The sequence below is a fragment of the Marinobacter sp. 2_MG-2023 genome (assembly GCF_030546935.1).
GTDB lineage: Bacteria > Pseudomonadota > Gammaproteobacteria > Pseudomonadales > Oleiphilaceae > Marinobacter.
This window is the reverse complement of sequence record NZ_JAUOPH010000006.1, coordinates 119,637-144,058: the sequence shown is the minus strand read 5'-3', so window position 1 is coordinate 144,058 and position 24,422 is coordinate 119,637. Positions and strand designations below refer to the sequence as shown.

The window sequence follows — 24,422 nt, the reverse complement described above, 5'->3', positions numbered from 1 at the left end:
TCTGCCGATAAACTGAACAACGAATAGATTCGCCCCCTTGGGAGGCAGTGGTTATGTCAAGCATTTCATCGCTGGGAATAGGTTCTGGTGTTCTGACGTCTGATCTGGTGGATCAGCTGGTAGAGGCGGAGCGTGCTCCAACCGATACCCGTCTTGCCCAGAAAACTGAAGAGGCCGAGGCGCTTATTTCGGCTTATGGCACCTTGCGAAGTGCGGTAACTGAGTTGCGCCTGCCCATGCGACAGCTGAGCTCACCGGAAAACCTGACGGCCTTTTCTGCAAGTTCGTCCAACGAGGACATCGGGGTAACGGTCGATAGCACCAAGGCCAGTCGCGGCACCTATAGTGTTGAAGTGACCAGCCTTGCGGGGGCACAGGCGCTGGCCTCCCGGGATGTATTTGCCGACAGGGACTCTACCAGTGTTGGTCAGGGAACCCTTACCCTTTCCGTTGGGAGTAATACCGTTGATATCACCATTGATGATAGCAACGACACTTTGCAGGGCCTGGCTAATGCAATCAATGAGGCAGATGCGGGTGTGTCTGCCGGTGTAATTGATACGGGTAACGGATTTCAGTTGGTGTTTTCTGCCGACGAAAGCGGCACGGCTAACGCTGTGAGTATTTCAGTTTCCGGGGACTCCGAGGGTACCGCGACGGATAACCAGGGGCTTTCCCGCTTCGCCTTTAATACAGCAATGGATGCGGATTCTGGTTTGCGAGAAACCATCGCGGCGACAGACGCTGTGATGTCCATTAACGGTGTAGAGATTACTCGCTCTAACAACAGTTTTGAAAATGTTATAGACGGGCTTAATTTTGATATTTCAGAAACCGGCTCATCTGTCATCAGGGTAGAGCAGGACTTCGAAGCGGTTGCGGACCGGGTGCAGGGCTTTGTTGACCAGTTCAACGCTCTGCAGACCACAATTGACGGTCTGGCGGGTTATAACGCCGATGCCGGTGTGGGCGGCCTGCTCACGGGTGATAGCACCGTTCGTTCTATCCAGAGTCAGCTCCGGGAAATACTGACACGGGTTGTGCCTGGTCTTGAAAACGCCAACGTGCGAAGCCTTGCGGATGTGGGAGTTACCACGAACTATGAAACGGGTGGCCTGGAGTTCGACAGGGAGGCTTTTATTGCCCAGCTCAAGGCCAACCCGGACGATGTGACGGCGCTGTTTGCGGAACAGGGTCGGACTACCGATAGTCAGGTTGAATTTGTGCGTAGCGGTCTGGACACAGAGCCAGGCACTTACGATATCAACATCACCCAGGCTGCAACCCAGGGCAGCGTTGCGGGAGATGCCCCGCTTACGAGCGGGGTTGTTATTGACGATACCAATGACTCGATCGAGTTTATGGTCGATGACTCGACAAATTTTTCGATTCAGCTGAACCAGCAGACTTACGCGACCGCTGATGAACTGGTCGCAGAAATTCAGAACCAGATTAATAACAGTACGCCCCTCAATGCTGCCGGCCAGTCTGTGATGGTGGATCTGGATGAGAGCGGTGCGCTCAGATTTACATCTGGCAGTTACGGTAGCAGTTCGAACGTAAGCCTTGTGTGGGCTGAAGGCGGCAACGACCTTGGTGTTTCGGCTAAAACAGGCACCGTTGGGTTGGATGTGGCCGGCACCATTGGTGGCCAGACTGCTGAAGGTGATGGCCAGGTGCTTTATCTGGGCAGCGGCTCCGGCGGGGCATCTGGGCTGCAGGTTCAAGTTCTGGGCGACCAGACCGGCAGCCGGGGCTCCATCACCTTCGTGGAAGGCGTGGCCGAGCGCACGGTTGATCTGGTAACCAACTATGTAGGTGCGGACGGGGCTTTTGAGACTCGTACCAGTAGCCTGAACCAGCAACTGGAAGATATTGCAGAGAGCCAGGCAGCACTGGAAACGCGAATCGAGGCCTATCGGGCGCGGCTGGTCAGCCAGTTTAGCGCTGCCGATTCATTGATTTCTCAGCTCAATAATACTCGCGATTATGTCACCCAGCAGTTTGAAGCTCTGTTGTCTAGCAACAGCGATTGATAAACCAATTTTATAAGGCGGATCCAGTCACCGGACTGGTTTGGCCAATGGAAAATGAGGCAAATTATGAACGGTTTACAGGCCTATCAACGGGTAAATACTCAGACCAGCATCACCGACGCCGACCCTCACAAGCTGATTCAGCTTTTGTACAACGGTGCGCTTGAACGTATCAACATGGCCAAAGCTCGTATGCAGGCAAAGGACTTCGCCGGTAAAGGCAAGTTGATTGGTAAAGCGATTGAAATTATCGGTGGGCTGAAAAGCTTTCTGGATTTTGAAAAAGGCGGTGAGCTTGCTGCACGCCTTGAAGGCTTGTATGACTATATGGAGCGCACCTTGCTAGAGGCGAGTTCCAGGAACGATACTGCCAAGCTGGACGAAGTTGCTGACCTGCTTCGCTCCATCAAAGGCGGTTGGGACGGCATTCGGGAAGAGGCGGTGGGCCAGTCGGCCCAGGTTGGCTGATTTTCCTTCTTCCTGACGCGCCTCCTTTAAGCTCCTCTCCCGCCAAGAGAGGGGGGCGTTGGTCTTTCCTCCAATAGCCAACTCCCCCGCCATCCCGTACAATATCGCTCTTCTTTTCAATACATCCATTCTGTTCAGTCTGGAGCACAAAGCATGTCTGATATTAAAAAGGTGGTTCTGGCCTACTCCGGTGGCCTGGATACTTCCGTTATTGTTCGGTGGTTGCAGGATACCTATAACTGTGAGGTGGTAACCTTTACTGCCGACATTGGCCAGGGCGAGGAAGTTGAGCCGGCGCGGGCAAAGGCGGAAGCCTTGGGCGTTAAGGAAATCTACATTGAGGATCTGCGCGAGGAATTTGTTCGCGATTACGTGTTCCCGATGTTCCGTGCGAATACCATCTATGAAGGTGAGTACCTGCTGGGTACATCCATTGCCCGCCCTCTGATTGCCAAGCGTTTGATCGATATTGCCAATCAAACCGGTGCGGATGCCATTTCCCACGGCGCTACCGGTAAGGGCAACGACCAGGTTCGTTTCGAGCTGGGTGCCTATGCACTCAAACCGGGTGTGAAAGTGATTGCGCCCTGGCGTGAATGGGATCTTAACTCCCGTGAAAAGCTGCTGCAGTACTGCGCAGAGCGCAATATTCAGGTAGATATGAAGCCGGGCAAATCGCCTTACTCCATGGATGCCAACCTCCTGCACATTTCCTATGAAGGCATGAACCTGGAAGATCCCTGGTCTGAAGCCGAGGAAGATATGTGGCGCTGGAGTGTGTCTCCGGAAGCGGCTCCGAACGAGCCGACTTACGTTGAGCTGACCTACCGCAAGGGCGACATTGTTGCCATTGACGGGCAAGAAATGAAAGCACACGAAGTGCTGGAAAACCTGAACAAGGTTGCTGGCGCCAATGGTATCGGCCGTCTGGACATTGTTGAGAACCGTTACGTGGGCATGAAGTCCCGTGGCTGTTATGAAACACCGGGCGGCACCATTATGCTGCGTGGCCACCGTGCCATCGAGTCCATTACGCTGGATCGTGAAGTAGCACACCTGAAAGACAGCCTGATGCCGCGCTATGCCGAGGTTATCTATAACGGCTACTGGTGGTCGCCAGAGCGTGAAGCTCTGCAGGCGCTGATTGATCAGACTCAGGAATACGTGAACGGAACCGTTCGTCTGAAGCTTTACAAGGGCAACGTTGATGTGGTTGGCCGTAAGTCTGATGACTCTCTGTTCGATGAGACCATCGCGACCTTCGAAGAGGATCACGGTGCTTATGATCAGAAAGACGCAGAAGGCTTTATCAAGCTGAACGCTCTGCGCCTGCGGATTGCCGCTGGTAAAGGCCGCAAGCTTTAAGGTTTGAACTTGAGTCTGACCAAGGCCGGCACAGACTCCCAGAAAACGCCCGTGAATACATCCATGTAGGGCTCGGTCGCGCCATCCCTGGCGCTCCACGTTTCTGGGAGTCTGTGCCGGCCTTGGTCGTTCTAGGCTAGTTGCCAGTTTTTGTTTGTCTGAATTCTCCGGGTGTTTGGCCTGTAACCGCTTTGAATTTCCTGTGAAACGATGTGGTTTCACTGTATCCCAGCCTTAGTGCTATATCCGGGATGCTCAAGTCGCTGTTTAGTAAGTAATCCTCCGCCATTTTCTGACGAACTTCATCCAGCAGCTTTTGATAGGAAACGCCCTCCTGGCTCAGCTTCCTCTGCAGGGTTCGGCTTGTCATTCCCAGATCGTCCGCCACCATGTCTTGCCGGGTGATGCCCTGCGTCAGCTGGTGCTGAATGCTGTGTTTTACCTGGGATGTAAGGTCGGTGTCTGTATCCAGCGTATCCAGTGAGGCCAGCTGGGTGAGGGCATGCGCTTCCAGGGTTTTGCGCAGCATGGGGTCGGGCTGGCGCAGGCGAGTGTCCAGTAAATCTTGTTTGAGCGTTATGGAATCTTCGTCTGCGCCAAACTGAACCGGGCAGTTCCAGCGGTTGCGATAGGCCTTTTCCAGCTCGACGCCGGGCAATTCCCGTTGCAGGCGAACGCTGGTAGGAGAGGCTTCAGTATCGTCTGCTAACCAGCGAGCGTAGTTCACCCAAGAGGCGAATACGTTATCGATCACCTGTGGTCGAACCACTGGGTCATCGTAGTTGCAGTTCCAGGTTAGTGTGATTGAGCCCTGAGCTATGGCCAGCCCGGTTGTGCCCATGTCGCCCACGAGTTTTTCAAACGGCGCTATTCTGGCAACGGCTTCCCCCAGGGTGGCACAGCTCATGGTGATATAACCCAGCACGCTGTAGGAGCCCGGCTGCACGAAGTCGCCGGTCTCCAGCCCGAGAATCGGGTTGTCGGTGAGTTCGCACAACAAACGGATAAAGTGCTGGAACTGTTCACCATCAATACGGCCGTCGTCAGAATCCAGAATGTTCGGATCCAGGTTAGCCTGTGCAAATAGGGCAGAGGTATCTGTGCCTGCGGATTCGGCCGCACGAACGTATTGACGAAGGGCGGCGACGGAGGCGGTTCCAAGGTTTTTCATGAATACAGCACAATTTTTTGGATGTTATAGCGGGAGTATAACGAATGTTGTGCCGAGCGACTTTAAAAGAGGGATTTGCGGGGAAGCAAAAAACAAAAAGGCCAGCTATCGAGCTGGCCAAAAAAGAACAACGAAAGTGCCTGAAAAATTCGTTAATTCGGTGGATTCCCCATTTGGCGGCGGAGGTACAACACGGCTCCTCCGCCATGGGGGATACTGCTTGAATCCACAATCTCAGAATAGGCTGTACGCTGCGCTGTGTCTGTGCGAGATGTGTGTCTCAGTGTTACGGATTGTTTGCCTGCTCAGGCGCTCATGCCTATCTCTGGTGCGGTCTCGGTAAACCGGCGGGTTTCATAGGCATCCACCAGGCCATTTACCGAGGCCCGTTCCATATCCTGAATGGAGGGCGTTCCGTTCTGGGCGTCGGCTTTGCAAAGCACCATGCCGGCTTCGACAGAAATATACCCCGCGGTGGTTTTCAGGGCCTTGTGGTTAATGCCATCAAACACCCGGCGAAAGGCGGTTGTTGTACAGTGGTCGCTGTTCGGGAAGTAGGAAATGATCGCAAACTGATTGTCGCCGACCCGGCATAGCACATCGATGGGGCGAATCAGGGTGCTTAGCCTGCGTGCAATGCCCACTGACAATTCATTCATAATGGCGGGCGGGTGCTTGCGTTTGAGTTCCTGCCAGTTGCGGATGCCACAGAGCACGTAAGCTGACGCACCGCCGCGGGATTCGGCATGGCGCAACATCTTGGTTAGCCGGTCCCGGCCGTAGCGGTTGTTGCAAAGACCGGTTTCAAGGTCGATGATGTTGCTGGATTCCAGTTCCCGGTTGTTCTCGATCAACAGGGCGTTGGCACGCAGCAGTGTGTTCTGTCGATCTGCCATTCGGTCGGCAGCGAAAATCCTTGGGATCAGCTGTTTGCTCATGTCGGATTTGTAGACAAAATCGTCTACGCCCCGGTCGAACGCTTCTGCGAGAGCTTCCACACTCTCCCGAGCGGTCAGCAGCATTACATAGGTGTAGTGGTTTTTCTGCTCATCCTGCTGGCGTACCTGATCGGTGAGCTCCAGCCCGTCCATTTCGGGCATCAGCCAGTCTGCAATCAGCACGCTTACCGGGCGTTGTTCGATAAGCTTGAGGGCCGCCGGTGCGTCATTGGCGATACGTACGTCGCGATAACCGGCATTCTTTAGAGTACGGCCAACCACCATACTGCTGAATTTCGCGTCGTCGACTACAAGTATTGGAAGGTCCAGATTTGGCATGTTTGTCTACTTTTTACAGTCCATTGTCAGATGCGATGATTACCGGGGCTTGATATGCTTGCCACAATTTCTAAAGCCGACAGTATACTCGCTACAGGTCCAGGAGAATAACGACCATGCCTTCTTTTGATATTGTTTCTGAAGTTGATATGCACGAAGTCACCAACGCGGTGGATAAAGCCAAAAAAGATCTCGGCAATCGCTGGGATTTCAAAAATGTAGATGCAGACATTGAACAGGATGATAAGGGCGTAACCGTCAGCGCCGAGCAGGAATTCCAGTTGGAGCAGGTGATCGACATACTGCGCATGGCGTTTGCCAGCCGCAATATCGATGGTCGCGCGCTTTCCGAGAGCGGCGAGAGTAAATCCGGCAAGCTGATGAAACAGCATTTTGTGCTGAAGCAGGGCCTTGAAACCGACATGGCGAAAAAGATCGTGAAGCTGATCAAAGACGCCAAGCTGAAAGTACAATCGAGCATTCAGGGCGACAAGGTGCGGGTGACCGGTAAAAAACGGGATGATCTGCAAACGGCAATTGCCTTGCTGCGCGAGACCGAACTGGACGTCCCTCTGCAGTTTAATAATTTCCGCGACTGATCCGGAGGCACCACCATTTCTACCGGCACCCGCCTGGCCCTGATCCGGGACACGCTGTTCACCTACACTCGCTGGCAGGTGATCGCTCTGTTGTTTCTCGGGTTCTCCGCCGGGCTGCCCTTTTTGCTGGTGTTTTCCACGCTGAATGCCCGCCTTGCCGACGTGGGTGTGGAAACCGCCACTATAGGCTTCTTCAGTTGGTTGGGAATAACCTATTCCATCAAGGTGTTCTGGGCGCCGGTAGTTGATCGATTGAAACTGCCGATACTGGACAGGCTGCTGGGCAAGCGTCGTAGCTGGATACTGCTGGCGCAGGTTGGCATTGCGACCGGTTTGTATCTGATGGCCCATGTAGACGCCATCGCGGTGCCTGAAACCATGGCGCTTTGTGGGCTGCTGGTGGCGTTTTCCTCTGCAACCCAGGATGTGGCTATCGATGCGTATCGCATCGAGATCGCTGAAGAGAGGCTTCAGGCCGCCCTGGCTGCTACTTATATCTTTGGTTATCGATTGGCTCTTCTGGTAGCCGGAGCCGGGGCTTTATACCTGGCGGAGTTCTGGTCCTGGCAGGTGTCCTACGAGGTTATGGCTGCTCTGGTGGGTGTGGGTGCTTTAACCGTGCTGATTGTTCGGGAGCCTGAGGTAAATCACTTTTCTATCGCGCAGGACATCGCCCACAAAGTCGAGCAGGAAGCCGCGAAGCGTACCCATCTGGGCCCGAGAATGGCACGCTTTGCCGGATGGTTTTATGCTGCCGTAGCAGGGCCCTTCCTGGATTTTTTCCGGCGCTACAAAGAGCTATCCATTGCAATTCTGTTGATGGTGGCGGTTTACCGCATTTCTGATATTGCCATGGGTGTTATGGCCAACCCCTTCTACCTGGATTTCATGGGTTTCAGCAAAACCCAGGTTGCGGACGTAACCAAGATTTTCGGGTTTTTCATGACGATTGCCGGCTCGCTGGCCGGCGGTGTTCTGGTTGTGCGCTATGGTACAAGGAAGATTTTGCTGGTGGGCGCGATCATGACGGCAGCAACAAACCTTCTGTTCGTATTTCTGGCCCAGTACCCGCCTGATCTGGTCACACTTGCGGTGGTGGTGAGTGCCGATAACCTCAGCGGAGGCATTGCCAATGTGGCCTTGATTGCCTGGCTGTCGAGCATGACCAGCGCGTCTTTTACGGCTACTCAGTATGCGTTGTTCAGCTCCTTGATGACGCTGCCAGGGAAGTTTCTGGGCGGCTTCTCCGGGATGGTTGTTGCGGGCTTCGGTTATGCAGAGTTTTTCCTCGTAGCCGGCTTGATGGGTATCCCCGCGATTCTTCTCGCTCTGTTTATGATTCGCCAGGGTGACAGGCTGGATGCCTTGGCGCCCGATCACTCAGGTAACGACAGTGCAGAGGCCGGCCAGGCCGCAAGCGGGTAAAGCGTATGGAACCGGGAAAGGATCAAAAAATCTGGCAGGTAGTGCTCGCAATCCCGCCGGGCAAGGTTGCCAGCTACGGCCAAGTGGCCGAAATGGCTGGTCTCGGTCGCCAGGCCCGCTACATTGGCAGGGCGCTCGGCAAACTCCCGCAAGGCCACTCCGTGCCCTGGTATCGGGTTATCCGCAGTAATGGCCAGATCGCCTTTCCGGAAGGCTCCGAGATCTATCAGGAACAGGTCAGTTTACTGCAAGCGGAAGGCGTGGAAGTGGTTAACGGCCGCGTGGCTATGTCGCGGTTTCGTTGGCAATAAGAGTCTGCAAGTGCTCAAGCACCATTGACTGCTCATTGTTCGGGTTCTGAGTAAGTCGGGTGGCGATGTAAGGCGACAGTTTTCCCAGAGCCTGGCGGCACTCTTCGTAAAGTGCACTGGCCTTTGAAGCCGTCAGATTGCATGCCTGTACCCCAAATCGCTCCAGTTGCTTGCGAGTTTGCCATTTTTTGCTGCCTGCAAGCGTAAGCGCGGGAATATCCTGCCTGATATAGGCCGTGGTGCAGACAATATCGTAAGCCGGCGCAAGTCTGGCTGAGGTGAAGCTCTCATAAACCAGGCCAAAGTTTTTCAGGTGCGCGTCCCCATTCTGCAGCGCGTTGCTGATAACAAGTATCTTGAAGAACTGCTCCAGTGAAGCCTGTTTGTTTTCCGGGCTCACAAAGGTTTTTATTGTTTTTGCAATTTGTTCATAACTGCCGCGGTACTTGTCTTCTCGCTGCTTTGCCTGAAGCACGCACATATCCTCGAAGCCCAGCGCGCTTCCGTCGTCACGGAGATCAAATCGTTTCATGATAAACAGGGCTTCGTCGTCGGATAGATAGAACTCCGGTACTGGGATTCCCGCATATTGGCAGGCCAGCATGCAACAGTATTCGTTCAGGGCAAGAGCAGGGTAGTCTGGGCCCCAGGCCTTAATAATGAAGTCATCCAGACGCAGAGTTGCCTTGTTCTCAAGTTGTGCCAGCACTTTGGGTTGCACGCCACTCAGTGCAGAGCGCAGAGCGAAGCGTGAAACGAGTTCTTCGAACAGGCCCGGATTATCTGAGTGCAGAAGGGTATCGAGCTGCAAGGGCGACTTTTCAGATTGTTCATTGCGCGTGTATTCAACGCGTCCCCGAACATTAGGGGCAAGCAATCTGAGAAGTCCGAAGTCGTCGGTCTCTGTAATTTTGGCAAATTGCTTTTTGATGATTGAGAGCAGATAGCCCTCGGGCAGATGCATCTCGAATACCGGGTGCAAGCGCGGGTGGATGTAATCTTTGCGGCGCACAGGCATTGTGAGTGAAACGAACTGGTCTGGGGAAGCCGTCCCGCTGTAACGGAATACGAGGTCATCGGCTTCCTGGAACAGTTTTCCGGAAGGGAACCCCCCAGTGCGTACGCTTAGCTCATTGCCCATCCCGCAGCTCCTCCAGAGTCGGGAAGGGCGATTTATCCCGAATGGCCAGTTCCTTGCCGAGGTAGTCCAGTATCGCCATGACTTTGCGGATACCAATGTCGCCTGAGCGGCCATTTTCAAGCGCATTGATCGTGGCGCGTGAGATGCCGAGGTGCTCAGCCATTTTTAGCTGAGACACCCCGTTCTGTTGGCGCAAGGTTGAGATGGTCTTGCCTAATGTTTGTAAGTCCATTCTGAGTGGTTGCTTTGGCTAATTTACTTTACATACTATTATTTTTGTTTATTTTGTAAAGTATTTTGGGCATTTAAATGCGCATCGCGCCATCTACCTCGATCATCCGGCCCGACAGGTAATCGTTTTCAAAAATGAAAGCGGCCGCCGAGGCGATTTCTTCTGGCGTGCCCATGCGTTTGAGGGGGATGGCTGAGATCAACTTCTCAAGGACTTCCGGTCTCATGGATTCGGTCATTTCTGTTCCCACGAATCCGGGCGCAATGCCCATGCAGCGGATGCCGTAGCGTGCAAGTTCTTTTGCCCACACGGGCACCAGTGCAGATACGCCGGCTTTGGCGGCGGAGTAGTTGCTCTGGCCCATGTTGCCGGCACGGGAAATGGAGGCAATGTTGATGATTACGCCTTTATTATCGTTTTTGATCATCTGAGTAGCCGCCTCACGGCCACACAGGAATACGCCTGTGAGGTTAACGTCGATAACAGCCTGCCATTGAGCCAGTTCCAGGCGCTTTGTGATTTCGCCGTCTTTTGCTTTGACCATCAGGCCATCTCGCAGTATTCCGGCGTTGTTGACCAGGCCATCCAAGCGGCCGAAGTCCTCTGCGATGGCGGCAAACGTTTTCTCTACTTCGTCTTCTTTTGCCACATTGCATACGTAGACTTTCGCGTCGCTGCCTGCCTTTCTACAGGCTTCTGCGGATTCTTCAAGTTTCTCTGGCATCAGGTCGATCAGAGCCAGTTTGGCGCCTTTTGCAGCCAGGTACTCGGCCATGGCGCGGCCAAGGCCCTGGCCGCCGCCGGTAATTGCTATCACAGAATCTTGAAGTTTCATGTTTTGCCCTAAGTAAGTGAGGAGGTATTTTGGAAAGGCTGAGAGTATACCAGACCTTTAAATGCCCCAATCCAGACCGTGAGAGCTTGATGCCCATATTATTATTTATCTTCATTATCATGCCGATCGCCGAAATGGCGGTGCTCATTCAGGTAGGCAGCGTGATTGGTGTGTTCAACACCATTGGCTTTGTGCTGCTGACGGCTGTTGCCGGCGCCTGGCTGCTTCGCCAGCAAGGCCTGGCCACATTGCTTAAAGCCAATCAGCGCCTGAACAGTGGCGAGTTGCCGGCTCGAGAGGTTGCCGAAGGGCTGATTCTTGCCGTTGGCGGTGTGCTGCTTCTGACCCCCGGGTTTATCACCGATGCCGTCGGATTTTTTTGCCTTGTGCCCTTCACCCGGCACTGGCTTGCCGCACAGGCGTTGAAGCGGATGGTGGTATCAGGCAAGAGTAGTGGGTTCTATTTCCGCGCTGGGAGTGGCCAGAACCCGTTCGGTCAAGACCCTTTTGGGCGGTCTGATAGCCCTTTTGGCAAACAGCGGCCATTCGACAGGGATGGCAACGGCGACATTATTGAAGGCGAATACCGTGACGAGACAGAAACCGACCACGATCGCCTCGAGAAAAAGTAAAAATTTTATCGGAGTGGGTGTTGAAAACCCCTGTACGAGCCCCACATAAGATTCACAAGTTAGCCGCAGGCCGATACCAACTGGAAGCAGTGGGTCAGAGGCCGGGCAATTTTGCCGGATTGAAACAGCAATCCGGCTATCAACAGCAAATGTCATTGCCACATTAATCTGACTATTGGAGAAGCCGAGCAATGAAGATTCGTCCGCTACACGATCGTGTCGTTGTACGCCGTAAAGAAGAAGAAGAGAAAACTGCGGGTGGCATTGTGCTGCCAGGTAATGCCAAAGAAAAGCCTTCCCAGGGTGAAGTCGTTGCCGTTGGTAACGGTCGCGTTCTGGAAAACGGCGATGTTCGTGCGTTGGCAGTCAAAGCGGGTGATACCGTGGTATTTGGCCAGTATGCCGGCAACACCGTAAAAATCGACGGTGAAGAGCTGCTCATCATGAGCGAAAGCGACATTTACGGCGTGCTTGAGTAACAGCTCAGGCAGTTCGCATGGTCAGTCATTTATCCGATTGGCCCAACGAATTCGGTTTAACGAACAGGAATAGAAAACATGTCAGCAAAAGAAGTTAAGTTCGGTGATAGCGCTCGTAAGCGCATGGTCGCAGGCGTAAACGTCCTGGCGGATGCTGTTAAGGTTACTCTTGGTCCTAAAGGCCGTAACGTTGTTCTCGAGAAGTCCTTCGGCTCCCCGACCATCACCAAAGACGGTGTATCTGTAGCCAAGGAAATCGAACTGAAAGACAAGTTCGAGAACATGGGCGCGCAGATGGTTAAGGAAGTTGCTTCCCAGGCCAATGACACTGCTGGTGATGGTACTACCACTGCTACGGTTCTGGCCCAGGCCATCGTTAACGAGGGCGTGAAGGCTGTGACTGCCGGCATGAACCCGATGGATCTGAAGCGCGGTATCGACAAGGCCACTGCAGAAGCGGTCAAAGCGATTCATGACATGGCCAAGCCATGCGATGACAGCCGCAACATTGCCCAGGTAGGTACCATTTCTGCCAACGGCGACGAGACAATTGGTCAGCTTATTGCCGATGCAATGGTAAAAGTTGGTCAGGAAGGCGTAATTACCGTTGAAGAAGGCCGTGGCCTGGAAGACGAGCTGGACGTGGTTGAAGGTATGCAGTTCGATCGCGGCTTCCTGTCTCCGTACTTCATCAACAACCAGGACAACATGTCTGTTGAACTTGATGACCCGTTCATGCTGCTGGTCGACAAGAAGGTTTCCAACATCCGCGAACTGCTTCCGGTTCTGGAAGCTGTCGCTAAAGCTGGCAAGCCCCTGATGATCATTGCCGAAGACATCGAAGGCGAAGCGCTTGCGACTCTGGTTGTGAACAACATGCGTGGCATCGTAAAAGTCGCCGCTGTTAAAGCGCCTGGTTTTGGTGATCGTCGTAAGGAAATGCTGCAGGACATCGCCATTCTGACTGGCGGTACTGTGATCTCTGAAGAAGTAGGTCTGAGCCTTGAGAACACCACTCTGGACGACCTGGGCACTGCCAAGCGTGTGAACATCACCAAAGAAAACACCACGATTATTGATGGTGCTGGTGCGCAGACGGATATCGAAGCCCGTGTTGAACAGGTTCGCAAGCAGATCGAAGACAGCTCTTCAGACTATGACAAAGAGAAGCTTCAGGAACGTGTGGCCAAGTTGGCTGGCGGTGTTGCCGTCATCAAGGTAGGCGCTGGTTCCGAAGTTGAAATGAAAGAGAAGAAAGCTCGCGTTGAAGATGCGCTGCACTCAACCCGTGCTGCCGTAGAAGAAGGCATTGTGCCTGGTGGTGGTGTAACTCTGATCCGCGCTATTGCTGCGCTGGAGAAAGTTGATGCCATCAACGAAGAGCAGAAAGCCGGTGTTAACATTCTGCGTCGCGCCATGGAAGCACCTTTGCGTCAGATCGTTTACAACGCAGGCGGTGAGTCTTCTGTAGTGGTTGCCAAGGTTCGCGAAGGCGAAGGTTCGTTCGGCTATAACGCTGCGACCGAAGCTTATGGCGATATGTTGGAAATGGGTATCCTGGATCCTGCCAAGGTAACCCGTTCTGCACTGCAGGCAGCTGCCTCTGTTGCATCTTTGATCATCACCACTGAGGCGATGGTTGCGGATGAGCCGGATGACGAGAAAGCCGGTGGCGCTATGCCTGATATGGGCGGAATGGGTGGAATGGGAGGCATGGGCGGCATGATGTAATGCCGTTCATAGCCTGCTGATTCCGACTGCGCCTCTGATTAAGAGGCGCAGCCAGATCTGCTCAAAAACCCCGCGCCGGTTCACACTGGCGCGGGGTTTTTGTTTTTTTGTCATGAACTTGACCAAAGCGTTTGCTAGACTCGGCAACCAGCCAACTGTCTGTGTGTAAATGAATGAGTGACGCTGAATCCAAACCTTTTTTTCGCCCCGGCAAGGTATTTTTGCTGTTGCTGCTTGGGGTGATTGTCTACCTCGGTGCGTTGATTGTTTTTATACCCGCGGGCTGGCTCTGGCAGCAGGCATCGCCGCATATTTCCCTTCCTGCTCAGGTTCAGGTCAAGCAGGTCGCGGGCAAGGTCTGGGATGGCGCCGCTGGAGTTGTTGTTGCCGGTTTTCCGGTGCGCGTGCACTGGCAGTTGGGCTGGCCTTCGATTACAGCGCTGGAGCAACCTGTGCGGATTTCGGTGGAGTCTCTTCAGTCCGCTGTTTCGGGCGATATAACCTTGGGTTGGCCTGCAAATGCTCGTCTGAATGCCCGCGGTAATATTGCCGTTGCCGAGTTTGAAGAACTGATCCGGCGCAGTGGTGGCGCGATGATTGAGGGCGACGTGAGCATTGATCGCCTGGCTCTGGAATGGGCCGACGACCGTGTCGTGAGTGCCGACGGCCTCGGCCGATGGGCAGGGGGCAGGGTGAGCTGGCCCATGGGTGATCAGACCGGGCAGGCCCAGTTTCCGCCTATGCAAGCCAATCTGGACACGACCAATGGTGGTGTGGCACTGGTTATTTCGGAGCAATCAGGCAGCGGTCCTGCGGCAGATGCAAATATCCGCTGGAACGGAATGATGGAGTTAAGGGTCTATAAGCGCATGATCGATCTGGCCGGTCAGCCCTGGTCGGACTCTGCCAGCCCGGATGATATCGTGTTCCGTGTAAGGCAGCCATTGCTCCCGGGGGCGCATTGATGATGGCTATGCCGGCTGCCGATACCCAGCATCGGATTGCTAAAGCGTTCGCCAATCTGCTGCTTGTGGGGTTGGTGATCTATCTGGGAGTCGTGTTGGCGAATGCTACCTGGCTTTACGCCTGGAATGATAAGCCGGTTGTGATTGCGTCGGTCTCCAGTGCGTCAGGTGTTTCGGTTTTTGGAAGTTCTGGCCGCTACCCAATGGCGAGCTACGAGTTTTTTGGTCGGCCGGAGGTCTCAGGAGAGGTGGCCGAGGCAGTGAAACGTTCAGCTCCGGAGACCGGATTAAAGCTCAGGCTTCAAGGGGTTCTGGTAGGACAGCGCCCGGAGGACTCAGGTGCTATAGTGGCCGGAAGCAATGGTGAAACCTCGTGGTATCGGGTTGGTGATTTGCTTCCGGGCAATGCCGAATTGGCAGAGGTAGAGCCCGGGCGCATACTGATTCGCCGTGGCGGTCGCTATGAATCACTGACGTTTGAGGAAGACGACACTTCCACAATGGTTGCAGAGGTGGCACGGGAGCCGGCAGAATCATCACCGGAAGCGTTTCTTGAAAATGCCAGGCAACAGTTGGACAGTTCAGGTGTTGCCGCACTGACGCCTTACGGGCTGAGCCCCGTGGATGACAGCGGTATGTCGGGCTACGTATATGACGGCTCTAATGCCATGTTGAACGCAGTGAATCTCAAAGCCGGGGACGTAATAACAGCCATCAACGGGCAGCGTCTGGGCGACCTGCAACAGGATCAGTCGTTGCTGGAAAGCTGGCGTGGCCAGGCCAGCCTTGATATTGAAATCGAACGTGACGGATCTTTCCTAACCATAAGCTATGCCATACCCGAGCAGTGGCGCTGATCGGGTTCATCGATACAGGAAGAAATCGCCAGATGTATAACCACAAAACCAATTTTCTGCGGGCCCTGGCTCTGCTTGTTCTTTTACCCCTGATGTCGATGGCATACGGCCAGGAAGAAACCTGGAGGCTGAACCTCAAAGATGCGGATATCCGCGCTTTTGTTACTCAGGTCGCGGATATTACCGGTTACAGTTTTGTGGTGGATCCCCGGGTCAAGGGTAAGGTCACCGTCCTTTCCAGTGCACCGATGAACAAGGATGAGATTTATGATCTGTTTCTTGCGGTGCTTAACGTCCATGGTTTCACCGCTATTCCCGGCGAAGAGGTTATCAAGGTGGTTCAGCAGGTGGATGCTAAACAGTCCGCCGAGGCTCTGGGCCGCTTCCCTAGTACGCCCTCTGAACAGCTGATTACCCGGGTTATTCAGATTGATAACGCGAATGCATTGGAGCTGGTGCCCATTCTTCGGCCGCTGGTGGCAAAATACGGCCATCTGGCTGGCGTGGCAGCCGCTAATGCGCTGATTATCAGTGATCATTCTTCTAATATTCAGCGGATTGAGCAGATTGTGAGGGAGCTGGACAGCCCCTCTAAATATGAAGTAGAAGTGATCAAACTTCGGGAAGCCTGGGTCGGCGATATGGTGGTTCTGTTGCAGGAGCTGGCGCCGGATGAGCTGGGTCGCGCCGGAAACGACAGCGCCGCCAGAAAGTACAGTGTCACCGCTGATGAGCGTAGCAACCGTCTTATCCTCCGGGGTGATGAATCCTTCCGGAACAAGATGCGTGGTTTGATTGCGCAACTTGATCAGCCATCTGCCAGCGGGGGCACAACCAAGGTAATCCGCCTCAGGCACGCCGATGCGAAGAATCTGACCGAGATCCTCACGGGTGTAATGGGCGAGCTCGCCAAGGAAAGTGGCTCCGGAGGCGCGGCTGGTAGCGGCGCTACCAGCAGGCCTCAGGGCAGCTTCTCGGTGTTTGCCGATGAGGGGCTGAACGCTCTGGTGGTTCGTGGTGAGCCGTCGTTGATGCAGGAGGCAGAAGTGATTGTCGCCGCGCTGGATGTTCGTCGTGCCCAGGTAATGATTGAGGCGGCAATTGTCGAAATCAGCGATGAACTTGGTCAGGACCTTGGGGTCCAGGTGGCGGTTGGTGATGAATCCGGCGCCTCTACGCCTGTAATGGGAACAAACTTCGGGAATGTGGGAAACAGCCTGGGTGATGTTGTCAGCGCAATTCTGACGGAGTCCGCCATTGCACCGGCATTAGGGGGGGTTACTATCGGTGCCGGCCAGAGAAATGAGGACGGTGTGACCTGGGGAATTCTACTGCAGGCGCTATCAACCTCTGCAGCGGCTAATCTGCTTTCGACACCGAGTATCATTACTCTGGATAATCAGGAGTCGGAAATTATCGTTGGCCAGAACGTCCCTTTTCGTACAGGTCAGTCCACCGTTACGGGTGACGGCACCACTAATCCGTTCACCACGATTGAGCGCCGGGATATTGGTCTTACTCTGAAGGTAACTCCAACCATCAGTGCGGATGGCCTGGTAAGGCTGGTTGTTGAGCAGACCACAGAAAGCGTTGCCGACAGTATTGAAGATGCGTCGGATATCGTGACGAACAAACGTGAAATAAAGACAACGGTGCTTGCAGACGATGGCGAAACCATCGTGCTTGGCGGCCTAACCCGCGACGATTACACGGTGAACAAGAGCAAAGTGCCCCTGTTGGGCGACATTCCGTATATCGGGAGACTGTTTTCGTCGGAGTCTGAGCGCAGGGTGAAGCGTAATCTGTTGGTGTTCCTGCGACCCAAGATTCTGCTTGGCAAGGGCGATGCGGTAGTGGCGACATCCGAAAAGTTCAATCAGTTGTGGGATGTGAACCTGGATATTCGCAACAAACTCGGCTTGCCGGAAGTTGAAGTGAATCCCGATGTAGACATATTGTTTAAAGCCGGCGAATAAAAGTTCGCCGGAAAAATAAATACCTGCATGCCTTTTAGATAGTCATCGGCGGCATAGGGCAGTCCATCTGGTCTGCCACTAGCCGCATCAGCTCGTACTCCCGTACCTCTATAACGCCATCATAAGTGATGCAATGCCCGCAGGCATCGATAACCGCTGGCTTCAGCAGGGGCGATAGGCCATTCAGCGCCTTCAATGCTTCTTGCAGTTGTTTCATGGTGACTTTTGTCAGAATCGGATAATCGCCGCTTCCGCGGCTTGCGAAGCCGGCAATGGCTTCGCGATACAAAATGCCTGCGTCCGCACTTTTACCCGCCCCGGCTCTTGCCAAGAGGCTCAGAAGTCTCTGAAGTGCCGGCATCACCGGCTTGTAACTGCGGTGGCGTACAGGCATTGCCCTGTCTGAATCCACGCCTAAATGGCGGGAAAGGAAGCTGGTAAGAGTGAGCTCGAATAGCGTAATCCGCTTGTCTGCGTTGACCAATTTCCTCGCATTGCGAATCAATTGCGCGCGTTCGTCTGGATCCAGTTTGCGCAAAGCTGGCATGGCGAGTTCCAGAGCCGGGAAGCGCACAGCCTCGCCAAGGTTTTGAAGCGCAGGGATCAGTTTGGCCAACAGGTCTGATTGCGCGCCAAGTAACGAATGCTCCGGAAGCAGTCCGAGGCATTCTTCTTGTTGCCGTTTGTCCAAATCGCTAACGAGCAGGGCATAGCAGAGCTGAATGGCTCCTGCCCGGGTGTAAAGCAAGCCGCGGAATGTTGAAGGCAAACGGCGCAGCAGATGAACTGCAAAGTCTTCGCCTTCCGGGCTAACCGTACCGACTCGTTCCGATAGCTTTTGTGCCGTCGTGGATGTGGGTGTTGGTGCCGCGATTGCCGAGCCTGAAGGGGATGTGCGCCGGCCAGAAATGCTGCCGTAAATGTCTGCTGCAGTATCCGCAAAGCCAGAGGCACCTTCAGGTCTTCGCCCGGTCGTAGCTGCACGCAGATCACTACCGGGTTCAGTGTCCCTGAGGCGGCTTTTTAGCCGGGCCATTAACCCGGGCTGAATGGCGTTAATACGCTGGTCAATCGGAGGATGGGACGCAAGTAAAGCAGAGAACTTCATGCGTGCGGCTTCCCCGAAGCACATGTGGTTCATATCACTGGCATGGCCGGTGGTATCCAGGTAACTGCTTCTAAGGCCGATCTTGAAGAGGGCACCGCCAATCCCTTCCGGGTTGCGGGTAAACTGAACTGACGACGCATCGGCGAGGGTTTCCCGTTGACGCGACACGGCAGCCTGAATCAGGCGTCCGAAAAATACGCCCAGGTAGCCGATGACAAACAAAGCTATGCCAAGCAGCCCCATGGCCGCCTGGGCGCGCCCATCCCGGTTGCGGGCGGTTGTCCGTCCACCGCTATAAAACGAAACACGAACGAGAAACCCACCGATTTGACCAATCATCAGAATGCCGGCGAGCAGGGCTATGAGGCGAACGTTAAGGCGCATATCACCGTTGAAGATATGGCTGAACTCGTGACCCACAACGCCCTGAAGTTCGTCCCGGGTTAATTGGGTGATTGCCCCGTGGGTAACGACCATCACAGCCGAGCCGGGCGTGTACCCCGCCACAAAGGCGTTGATGCCGGTCTCGCTATCCATTATGTAGAGCTCCGGTACGGGCACGCCGCTGGCGATAGCCATCTCCTCTACGATGTTGCGCAGCTTGCGCTCATCTCCATCTCGGGTGTCGGGGTCAATGGGGCGTGCGCCAACCATTTTTGCAACGCGGCTGCCGCCGCCGGACAGGTCTGCCCAGCGTATGAGTGACCCCATACATATGAGAATAACAACAGCGGAGGCGGTGATCAGGCCATGGCTGGATAATAGCCAGTAGTGGAAAGGCTGGCCGGAAGTTTCGCTGCGGGTAACGAGATAACCCACGAGACATACCGCCAGTGTGATCAGCATCACTGCTGTGATAAACAGGAACACGAGCAGACTGGTATTGCGCCGGGCACTGGCCTGGCGCTGGAAAAAACCGGGATGAGCCATGTTTCAGAGCCTCAGAAGGCTACTTTCGGAGCCTGGCGGGCCTCCGGAGATTCAAGCTCCAACTGAGAAGTTTCCTTGAACGCAAACATGCCTGCGATAATGTTGTTAGGGAACTGTTCGCGGAAGATGTTGTAGCTCATTACTCCGTCGTTATAAGCCTGGCGGGCAAAGGAAACCCGGTTTTCGGTGCTTGAAAGCTCTTCCATCAATTGCTGGATGGTCTCATTGGCTTTCAGTTCCGGGTAGTTTTCTGCCACAGCATAAAAGTTGGCAAGTGCTTTGGTCAGCAGGTTTTCGGCGCCACCTAGCCGCTGGATTTTGGTGCCGTCGCCTGGATCTTTTGCTGCGTCTTTCTGTGCGCTGACGGCATTATTCCTGGCTTCCATTACCTGGGTCAGCGTTGATTTTTCGTGCACAAGGTAGGCCTTGGCTGCCTCAACCAGGTTGGGGATGAGATCGTGCCTGCGCTGAAGCTGAACGTCTATCTGAGCGAAGCCGTTTTTGAACTGGTTACGCAAAGAAACCAGGCGGTTGTAGATAAAAACCAGATAGATTGCCACGATGGCAATAACAATAAGGCCGATAATGGTAGTGCCCATGGCAACTCCTCACAGGTAATGGGTCAGGTGTTATTTTCTACAGTTTTCTGGTGGAACCTTTGTACAAAAGTCTCGAAATCGTCAGGACGGATGGGTCGGCTGAAGAGATAACCTTGTGCCAGTTTGCAACCACGCTGGCTGAGATAGCATTCCTGCTCTGCTGTTTCCACGCCTTCCGCAATCACCGTAAGGTTGAGGCTTTTGCCGAGATCGATAATGGTGTTGGCAATCTGTGTATCTTCTTCGTTAACAAGCAGGTCCCGTATAAACTGCTTATCAATCTTCAAGTGCTGTACCGGCATTTTCTTGAGGTAGGTAAGGGATGAGTAGCCAGTGCCGAAGTCATCTACGGCAATGCTGATGCCAGCCCGATTCAGGGTGTGAAGCTTGGCAACCGCATCTGATAGGTTGGTCATGAAGCTGGTCTCAGTGACTTCCAGCTCCAACCGACCCGCCGGGACGCTGTGGCGCTTCAGCGTGCTCAGTATGTCGTCCACAATCCGATCCTGACGAAGCTGCACCGCAGACAGGTTGACGGCGATCCGCAGGTGAAGCCCCTTGTCTGCCCATAATCTGGCTTGCAGACAGGCCTGTTCCAGCACCCACTGACCAATTTCTACAATAGTGCCATTATTTTCCGCGACCGGAATAAAGTAATCCGGTGGAACCAGGCCGCGTAAAGGATGTTCCCATCGAAGCAGCGCCTCCGCGCCGATAATCCGTTTGGTTTCGAGGTTAATCTGAGGCTGGTAAACGAGGTGGAACTGGTGAAGAGCCAGCGCCTGTGAAAGGTCTTTCTCCAGCTGCTTGCGGTCCCGGATTTCCTGGTCGATGCTTGCCACGTAAAACTGGAAGTGATCCCGGCCCTTCTGCTTAGCCAGCATCATGGTCTGCTCTGCGCTCTGTAGCAGACGGTCTGGCTGGATGGCATCGGATGGGTAAAGGGCAATACCGAGAGTTGCCGTCATGGAAATGTTCTGGCCTTCGACACCGATGTTCTCGCTGATTCCAGCCAGAATGGCTTCTGCAGTATCTGCCGCCTGAAAGCCATCTTTGAGTCCTTTCTCAACAACCACAAACTGATCACCCCCGAGCCGGGCGACAGTGAAGCGTGAACCACTCAGGTAGTTGAGGAGCCGGTCTGCAACGGTCTGCAGGGTCATATCCCCGGTACGGAAACCGCACTGGTCGTTAATAGATTTGAAATCGTCGATACCGCAAACAATCACGGATAGCAGTGTCTGGTTGAGCTTCGATTCTTCGATATCAGCTTTCAACAGATCCATGAAGCTGTCTCGGCTGAGCAGCCCGGTTAGCTGGTCGTAGCGGGCAAGCCGGCTGACTCGGTCTTCGGCTTCGCGATGGCGTTTCTGGCTGTCGCCAATCGCGACAAGCAGGGTGTTGGTCGCCTTTACCCAAAGCCCGAGTTCGTCCTTCTCGTGTCCCGCAGGAGTGCCAATCAGGCGGTCATCCGGATGTGCTGGGTCGACCTGCTTCAAGGAGTGCACAATGCGCAGCAGCGGGCGGGTCAGAAGCATGTAGAAAACAAAAAACAGCACCATTCCCAAGATCACGGCTGTGGCGATAACCGATGTGAAGGTAATGATGGCGCGGCCGAGCCACATGTGGGCTGCTGGTTCGGTATCGTAGTGAACAACGAAATAACCGTATACAGAGCCCGCTGGGTCGCCTTTGCGTACCAGTTCTGTTCGGAACTGGCGTTCGGCACCGAAAATCCAGTTGGTCAGCGGTCGGAATGCACTGTCAGCCATTGGGCGCGAACGACTGCTTAGAGGTTCGCCGTTGGTGTGGAGGATCTGGGCCAGATGCACGGCTTCCCTCTCAAACAGGCCGTCGACCACCTGTTTTGCCAGATCTGCGTCAATACTGAACACGGCTTGGGTTGCAGCGTCTTTGACCATCGCAATGGTTTCGCCGGCCTCATTGTTGAGGTCAGCAGATACGCGGCGAGCATCGAGTACCACCTGTACGGCACTCACAATCACCCCGCTGATCAGTGCAACGGCAAGTATCCACCAAAGGATGCGGTAGCCAAGGCGGTTTTCGGCCTCAAAGGATGCTTGCATTCAAATCCGTCTTTAGCCCGTTCATCAGGCGCCCTTGTTCTTGTAGATATCAAGTGTTGGAGTAACTTACCATATTGCTGACTGTAGGGATTACGGTTCAGGTCAAACGACACTCTATATAGTAGCGGGGATTATTTCAGATACTTAAGAGCGTCGACGTTTCAATTTGTAAGTTTCCTTCTTTGCCATTAATAAAACGCCCGCATGTAGCGGGCGTTTTATTTTCAGCTGTTGCCAGCTGTGCCTGTATTACAAATCAGGACAATCAAGCCAGGTTTTCGTTTACGAAATCCCAGTTGACCAGGTTCCAGAATGCTTCCAGGTAATTCGGGCGAGAGTTGCGATAGTCAATGTAGTACGCATGCTCCCACACATCGACGGTAAGCACAGGCTTGTCAGCACCGGTCAACGGTGTTTCTGCGTTGCTGGTGTTGGCAATGGCAACACTGCCGTCTGCTTTCTTGACGAGCCAAGTCCAGCCTGAACCGAAGTTGTTGGCGGCTTTGTCGTTGAATTCTTTTTTGAAGTCATCGAACGAGCCAAAAGCTTTTTCAATAGCTTCTTTGGCTGCACCTGTGGGCTCACCACCACCGTTTGGGCTCAGGCAGTGCCAATAGAAGGTGTGGTTCCATACTTGTGCTGCGTTGTTGAACAGCGGGCCACTGGCGCTTGTGATAATGTCTTCGAGCGACTTGTTGGCGTTGTCCGTACCTTCAACCAGGCCGTTGAGCTTGGTTACGTAGGTGTTGTGGTGCTTGCCGTAATGGTATTCGAGGGTCTCGGCAGAGATGTGGGGTTCCAGTGCGTTCTTTTCATAAGGTAGTGCCGGAAGTTCAAATGCCATGAGGTCGTTCTCCCTGATTCTCTCGATTATGGTGAATGTCACCGCTCTAATATAGGGGCGATTTGAGCGATATCAACCCCGGTAGGCGATTCAACCGTTGCTGTTGCTGTTTAATGAACTGCTGAACTCTGGGCTGCCGGGCAAAAACTGCACGCAGTTTCTGACTCGCCAAACCAGTTCGGCGTAGCTGTCTGCCAGGACATTTACATGGCCTAGCTTGCGGCCGGGCCGTTCGCCTTTTTTGTAAAGGTGCACATGAGCGTAAGGCAGTTCCAGCAGGCGTTCAATATCTCCGTGCTCTGCAATGATGTTAATCATGCAGCTCAGGCCCCGTGGCTCTACATTACCCAGAGCATGCCCGCTTATGGCGCGTATGTGGTTCTCAAACTGGCTGGTCATCGCGCCTTCGATGGTCCAGTGGCCGGAGTTGTGAACCCGTGGTGCCATTTCGTTCGCAACCAGGCCTGCGGGCGTGTCAAACAGCTCTAGCGTTAGCACACCTACGTAATTCAGTTCGTTCAGAAGAGCTTTGATATAACGTTCTGCATCTTCCTGAACGTGTTTCTCCAACTTGGGTGCCGGCGCGATTGCGTAACGCAGAATACCTTCGTGGTGCACGTTTTCCGAGATGGGGTAAAAGGCCAGTTGGCCGTCTTCACCGCGGACTGCAATGATTGATACTTCCCGGCTGAACTCGACGAACTTTTCCACCATCAGTCGCGGGTGGCCGATGGATTCCCAGGCGGCTTCGGCATCTTCCGGGCTTCTCAGTACTGCTTGGCCCTTGCCGTCGTAACCTTCGGTGTTGGACTTGGCAACAACCGGGCAGCCCAGGCTTTCTGCCGCAGCTCTCAGGGATTCGGCGCTGTCGGCAATCTTCCATTGTGGCGTAGGAATGCCCAACTCACCGAACAGTGTCTTCTCCGCTTCTCGATTCTGGCAGACCTGCAGGGCGCGGGGGCAGGGGTGAACCGGCTTTTCTTTGGCCAGTTTTTCTGCAACGTCGACAGGAAGGTGTTCGAATTCGTAAGTGACCCGATCAACCCGGGACAGGAAGTCATCCAGGTACTTGCCTTCGCGATCAATGATGACTTCACCCAATCCGGCACTGGGGCTGCCTGACATGTCGTAGAAAACAAAGGTTTTGGCCAGCGGGTATCCGGCTAGGGCAAGCATTCTTCCCAGTTGACCGGCGCCTAGTACACCAATTCTCATTTGTGTTCTCCTGCCGCTGATGGGCATTGATCAAGTTTGGGTGAGTTTGCGGGCAGGGCTTTCCAAAACTGTGCGGAGCCATGGATGGCGGAGCCAAGCGTACATGGATGTATTTACAGCGTGTTTTGGAAAGCCCTGT

Annotated in this window: 22 protein-coding genes; 12 read left to right on the top strand and 10 right to left on the bottom strand. The window is 54.1% G+C overall.

The genetic code is table 11. The features are described from left to right. Positions 1–53 precede the first annotated feature (53 nt). From fliD to Q4501_RS16125, 3 genes are all read left to right on the top strand, one after another. Entirely contained in the window at positions 54–2,036 is a 1,983-nt protein-coding gene (gene fliD, locus Q4501_RS16135; RefSeq protein WP_303597288.1) for a flagellar filament capping protein FliD, read from the top strand. 66 nt (positions 2,037–2,102) lie between these two features. Continuing rightward, entirely contained in the window at positions 2,103–2,504 is a 402-nt protein-coding gene (gene fliS, locus Q4501_RS16130; RefSeq protein ID WP_303597287.1) for a flagellar export chaperone FliS, read from the top strand. A 153-nt stretch (positions 2,505–2,657) separates the two neighbouring features. Continuing rightward, the gene (locus tag Q4501_RS16125) at positions 2,658–3,869 is read left to right on the top strand and encodes an argininosuccinate synthase (RefSeq protein WP_303597286.1); all 1,212 of its coding nucleotides are present in this window, start codon (positions 2,658–2,660) and stop codon (positions 3,867–3,869) included. A 136-nt stretch (positions 3,870–4,005) separates the two neighbouring features. On the opposite strand, the gene Q4501_RS16120 is transcribed toward Q4501_RS16125, so the two are convergent. Next, a complete protein-coding gene (locus Q4501_RS16120; RefSeq protein ID WP_303597285.1) occupies positions 4,006–5,040 on the bottom strand; it encodes an AraC family transcriptional regulator in 1,035 nt (344 codons plus the stop codon). 305 nt (positions 5,041–5,345) lie between these two features. Then, positions 5,346–6,317, bottom strand: coding sequence for a response regulator (locus Q4501_RS16115; protein ID WP_303597284.1), 972 nt, complete (start codon positions 6,315–6,317; stop codon positions 5,346–5,348). A gap of 116 nt (positions 6,318–6,433) precedes the next feature. Between Q4501_RS16115 and Q4501_RS16110 the strand changes: the two genes are divergently transcribed. From Q4501_RS16110 to Q4501_RS16100, 3 genes are all read left to right on the top strand, one after another. Further along, positions 6,434–6,916: a YajQ family cyclic di-GMP-binding protein gene (locus Q4501_RS16110; protein WP_303597283.1), complete on the top strand. Its 483-nt coding sequence runs from the start codon at positions 6,434–6,436 to the stop codon at positions 6,914–6,916. Positions 6,917–6,994: 78 nt separating this feature from the next. Beyond that, the gene (locus tag Q4501_RS16105; RefSeq protein WP_303597282.1) at positions 6,995–8,341 is read left to right on the top strand and encodes an MFS transporter; all 1,347 of its coding nucleotides are present in this window, start codon (positions 6,995–6,997) and stop codon (positions 8,339–8,341) included. Positions 8,342–8,346: 5 nt separating this feature from the next. Then, positions 8,347–8,652 (top strand): MGMT family protein, encoded by a 306-nt coding sequence (locus Q4501_RS16100; RefSeq protein ID WP_303597281.1) that lies wholly within the window; start codon positions 8,347–8,349, stop codon positions 8,650–8,652. Here Q4501_RS16100 and Q4501_RS16095 read toward each other — a convergent pair. The 3 genes from Q4501_RS16095 to Q4501_RS16085 form a co-directional block, all read right to left on the bottom strand. Continuing rightward, complete coding sequence (locus Q4501_RS16095; RefSeq protein ID WP_303597280.1) at positions 8,627–9,793, bottom strand: type II toxin-antitoxin system HipA family toxin; 1,167 nt, start codon at positions 9,791–9,793, stop codon at positions 8,627–8,629. The two genes, Q4501_RS16100 and Q4501_RS16095, sit on opposite strands and share 26 nt — an antisense overlap. Then, positions 9,783–10,025 carry a helix-turn-helix transcriptional regulator gene (locus Q4501_RS16090; RefSeq protein ID WP_303597279.1) on the bottom strand — a complete coding sequence of 81 codons (243 nt, stop codon included), beginning with the start codon at positions 10,023–10,025 and terminating at the stop codon, positions 9,783–9,785. Before Q4501_RS16090 ends, Q4501_RS16095 begins: the two co-directional genes overlap by 11 nt. Before the next feature lie 73 nt (positions 10,026–10,098). After that, positions 10,099–10,860 (bottom strand): SDR family oxidoreductase, encoded by a 762-nt coding sequence (locus Q4501_RS16085; protein WP_303597278.1) that lies wholly within the window; start codon positions 10,858–10,860, stop codon positions 10,099–10,101. An 89-nt stretch (positions 10,861–10,949) separates the two neighbouring features. Here Q4501_RS16085 and Q4501_RS16080 point away from each other — a divergent pair, with 89 nt between their 5' ends. The 6 genes from Q4501_RS16080 (at position 10,950) to gspD (ending at position 17,500) form a co-directional block, all read left to right on the top strand. Next, positions 10,950–11,492 (top strand): FxsA family protein, encoded by a 543-nt coding sequence (locus tag Q4501_RS16080; protein ID WP_303597277.1) that lies wholly within the window; start codon positions 10,950–10,952, stop codon positions 11,490–11,492. Positions 11,493–11,683: 191 nt separating this feature from the next. Continuing rightward, positions 11,684–11,971, top strand: a complete 288-nt coding sequence (groES, locus tag Q4501_RS16075) for a co-chaperone GroES (protein WP_072796755.1) — start codon at positions 11,684–11,686, stop codon at positions 11,969–11,971. 78 nt (positions 11,972–12,049) lie between these two features. After that, on the top strand, positions 12,050–13,702 hold the full coding sequence (gene groL / locus Q4501_RS16070) for a chaperonin GroEL (RefSeq protein ID WP_303597276.1): 1,653 nt from the start codon (positions 12,050–12,052) through the stop codon (positions 13,700–13,702). 173 nt (positions 13,703–13,875) lie between these two features. Further along, positions 13,876–14,667, top strand: a complete 792-nt coding sequence (gene gspN / locus Q4501_RS16065) for a type II secretion system protein N (RefSeq protein WP_303597275.1) — start codon at positions 13,876–13,878, stop codon at positions 14,665–14,667. Between the two features lie 2 nt (positions 14,668–14,669). Next, positions 14,670–15,524, top strand: a complete 855-nt coding sequence (locus tag Q4501_RS16060; protein WP_303597421.1) for a type II secretion system protein N — start codon at positions 14,670–14,672, stop codon at positions 15,522–15,524. Positions 15,525–15,556: 32 nt separating this feature from the next. After that, the gene (gspD, locus tag Q4501_RS16055) at positions 15,557–17,500 is read left to right on the top strand and encodes a type II secretion system secretin GspD (protein ID WP_303597274.1); all 1,944 of its coding nucleotides are present in this window, start codon (positions 15,557–15,559) and stop codon (positions 17,498–17,500) included. A 34-nt stretch (positions 17,501–17,534) separates the two neighbouring features. Here the strand turns inward: gspD and Q4501_RS16050 are convergent, their stop codons facing one another. The 5 genes from Q4501_RS16050 to Q4501_RS16030 form a co-directional block, all read right to left on the bottom strand. Next, positions 17,535–19,538 (bottom strand): M48 family metallopeptidase, encoded by a 2,004-nt coding sequence (locus tag Q4501_RS16050; RefSeq protein ID WP_303597273.1) that lies wholly within the window; start codon positions 19,536–19,538, stop codon positions 17,535–17,537. 11 nt (positions 19,539–19,549) lie between these two features. After that, complete coding sequence (locus tag Q4501_RS16045; protein WP_303597272.1) at positions 19,550–20,137, bottom strand: LemA family protein; 588 nt, start codon at positions 20,135–20,137, stop codon at positions 19,550–19,552. Positions 20,138–20,160: 23 nt separating this feature from the next. Next, positions 20,161–22,224 carry a bifunctional diguanylate cyclase/phosphodiesterase gene (locus Q4501_RS16040; protein WP_303597271.1) on the bottom strand — a complete coding sequence of 688 codons (2,064 nt, stop codon included), beginning with the start codon at positions 22,222–22,224 and terminating at the stop codon, positions 20,161–20,163. A gap of 265 nt (positions 22,225–22,489) precedes the next feature. Continuing rightward, a complete protein-coding gene (gene sodB, locus Q4501_RS16035; protein WP_303597270.1) occupies positions 22,490–23,068 on the bottom strand; it encodes a superoxide dismutase [Fe] in 579 nt (192 codons plus the stop codon). A gap of 90 nt (positions 23,069–23,158) precedes the next feature. Continuing rightward, positions 23,159–24,283, bottom strand: a complete 1,125-nt coding sequence (locus Q4501_RS16030; RefSeq protein WP_303597269.1) for a 5-(carboxyamino)imidazole ribonucleotide synthase — start codon at positions 24,281–24,283, stop codon at positions 23,159–23,161. Between the last annotated feature and the right edge of the window lie 139 nt (positions 24,284–24,422).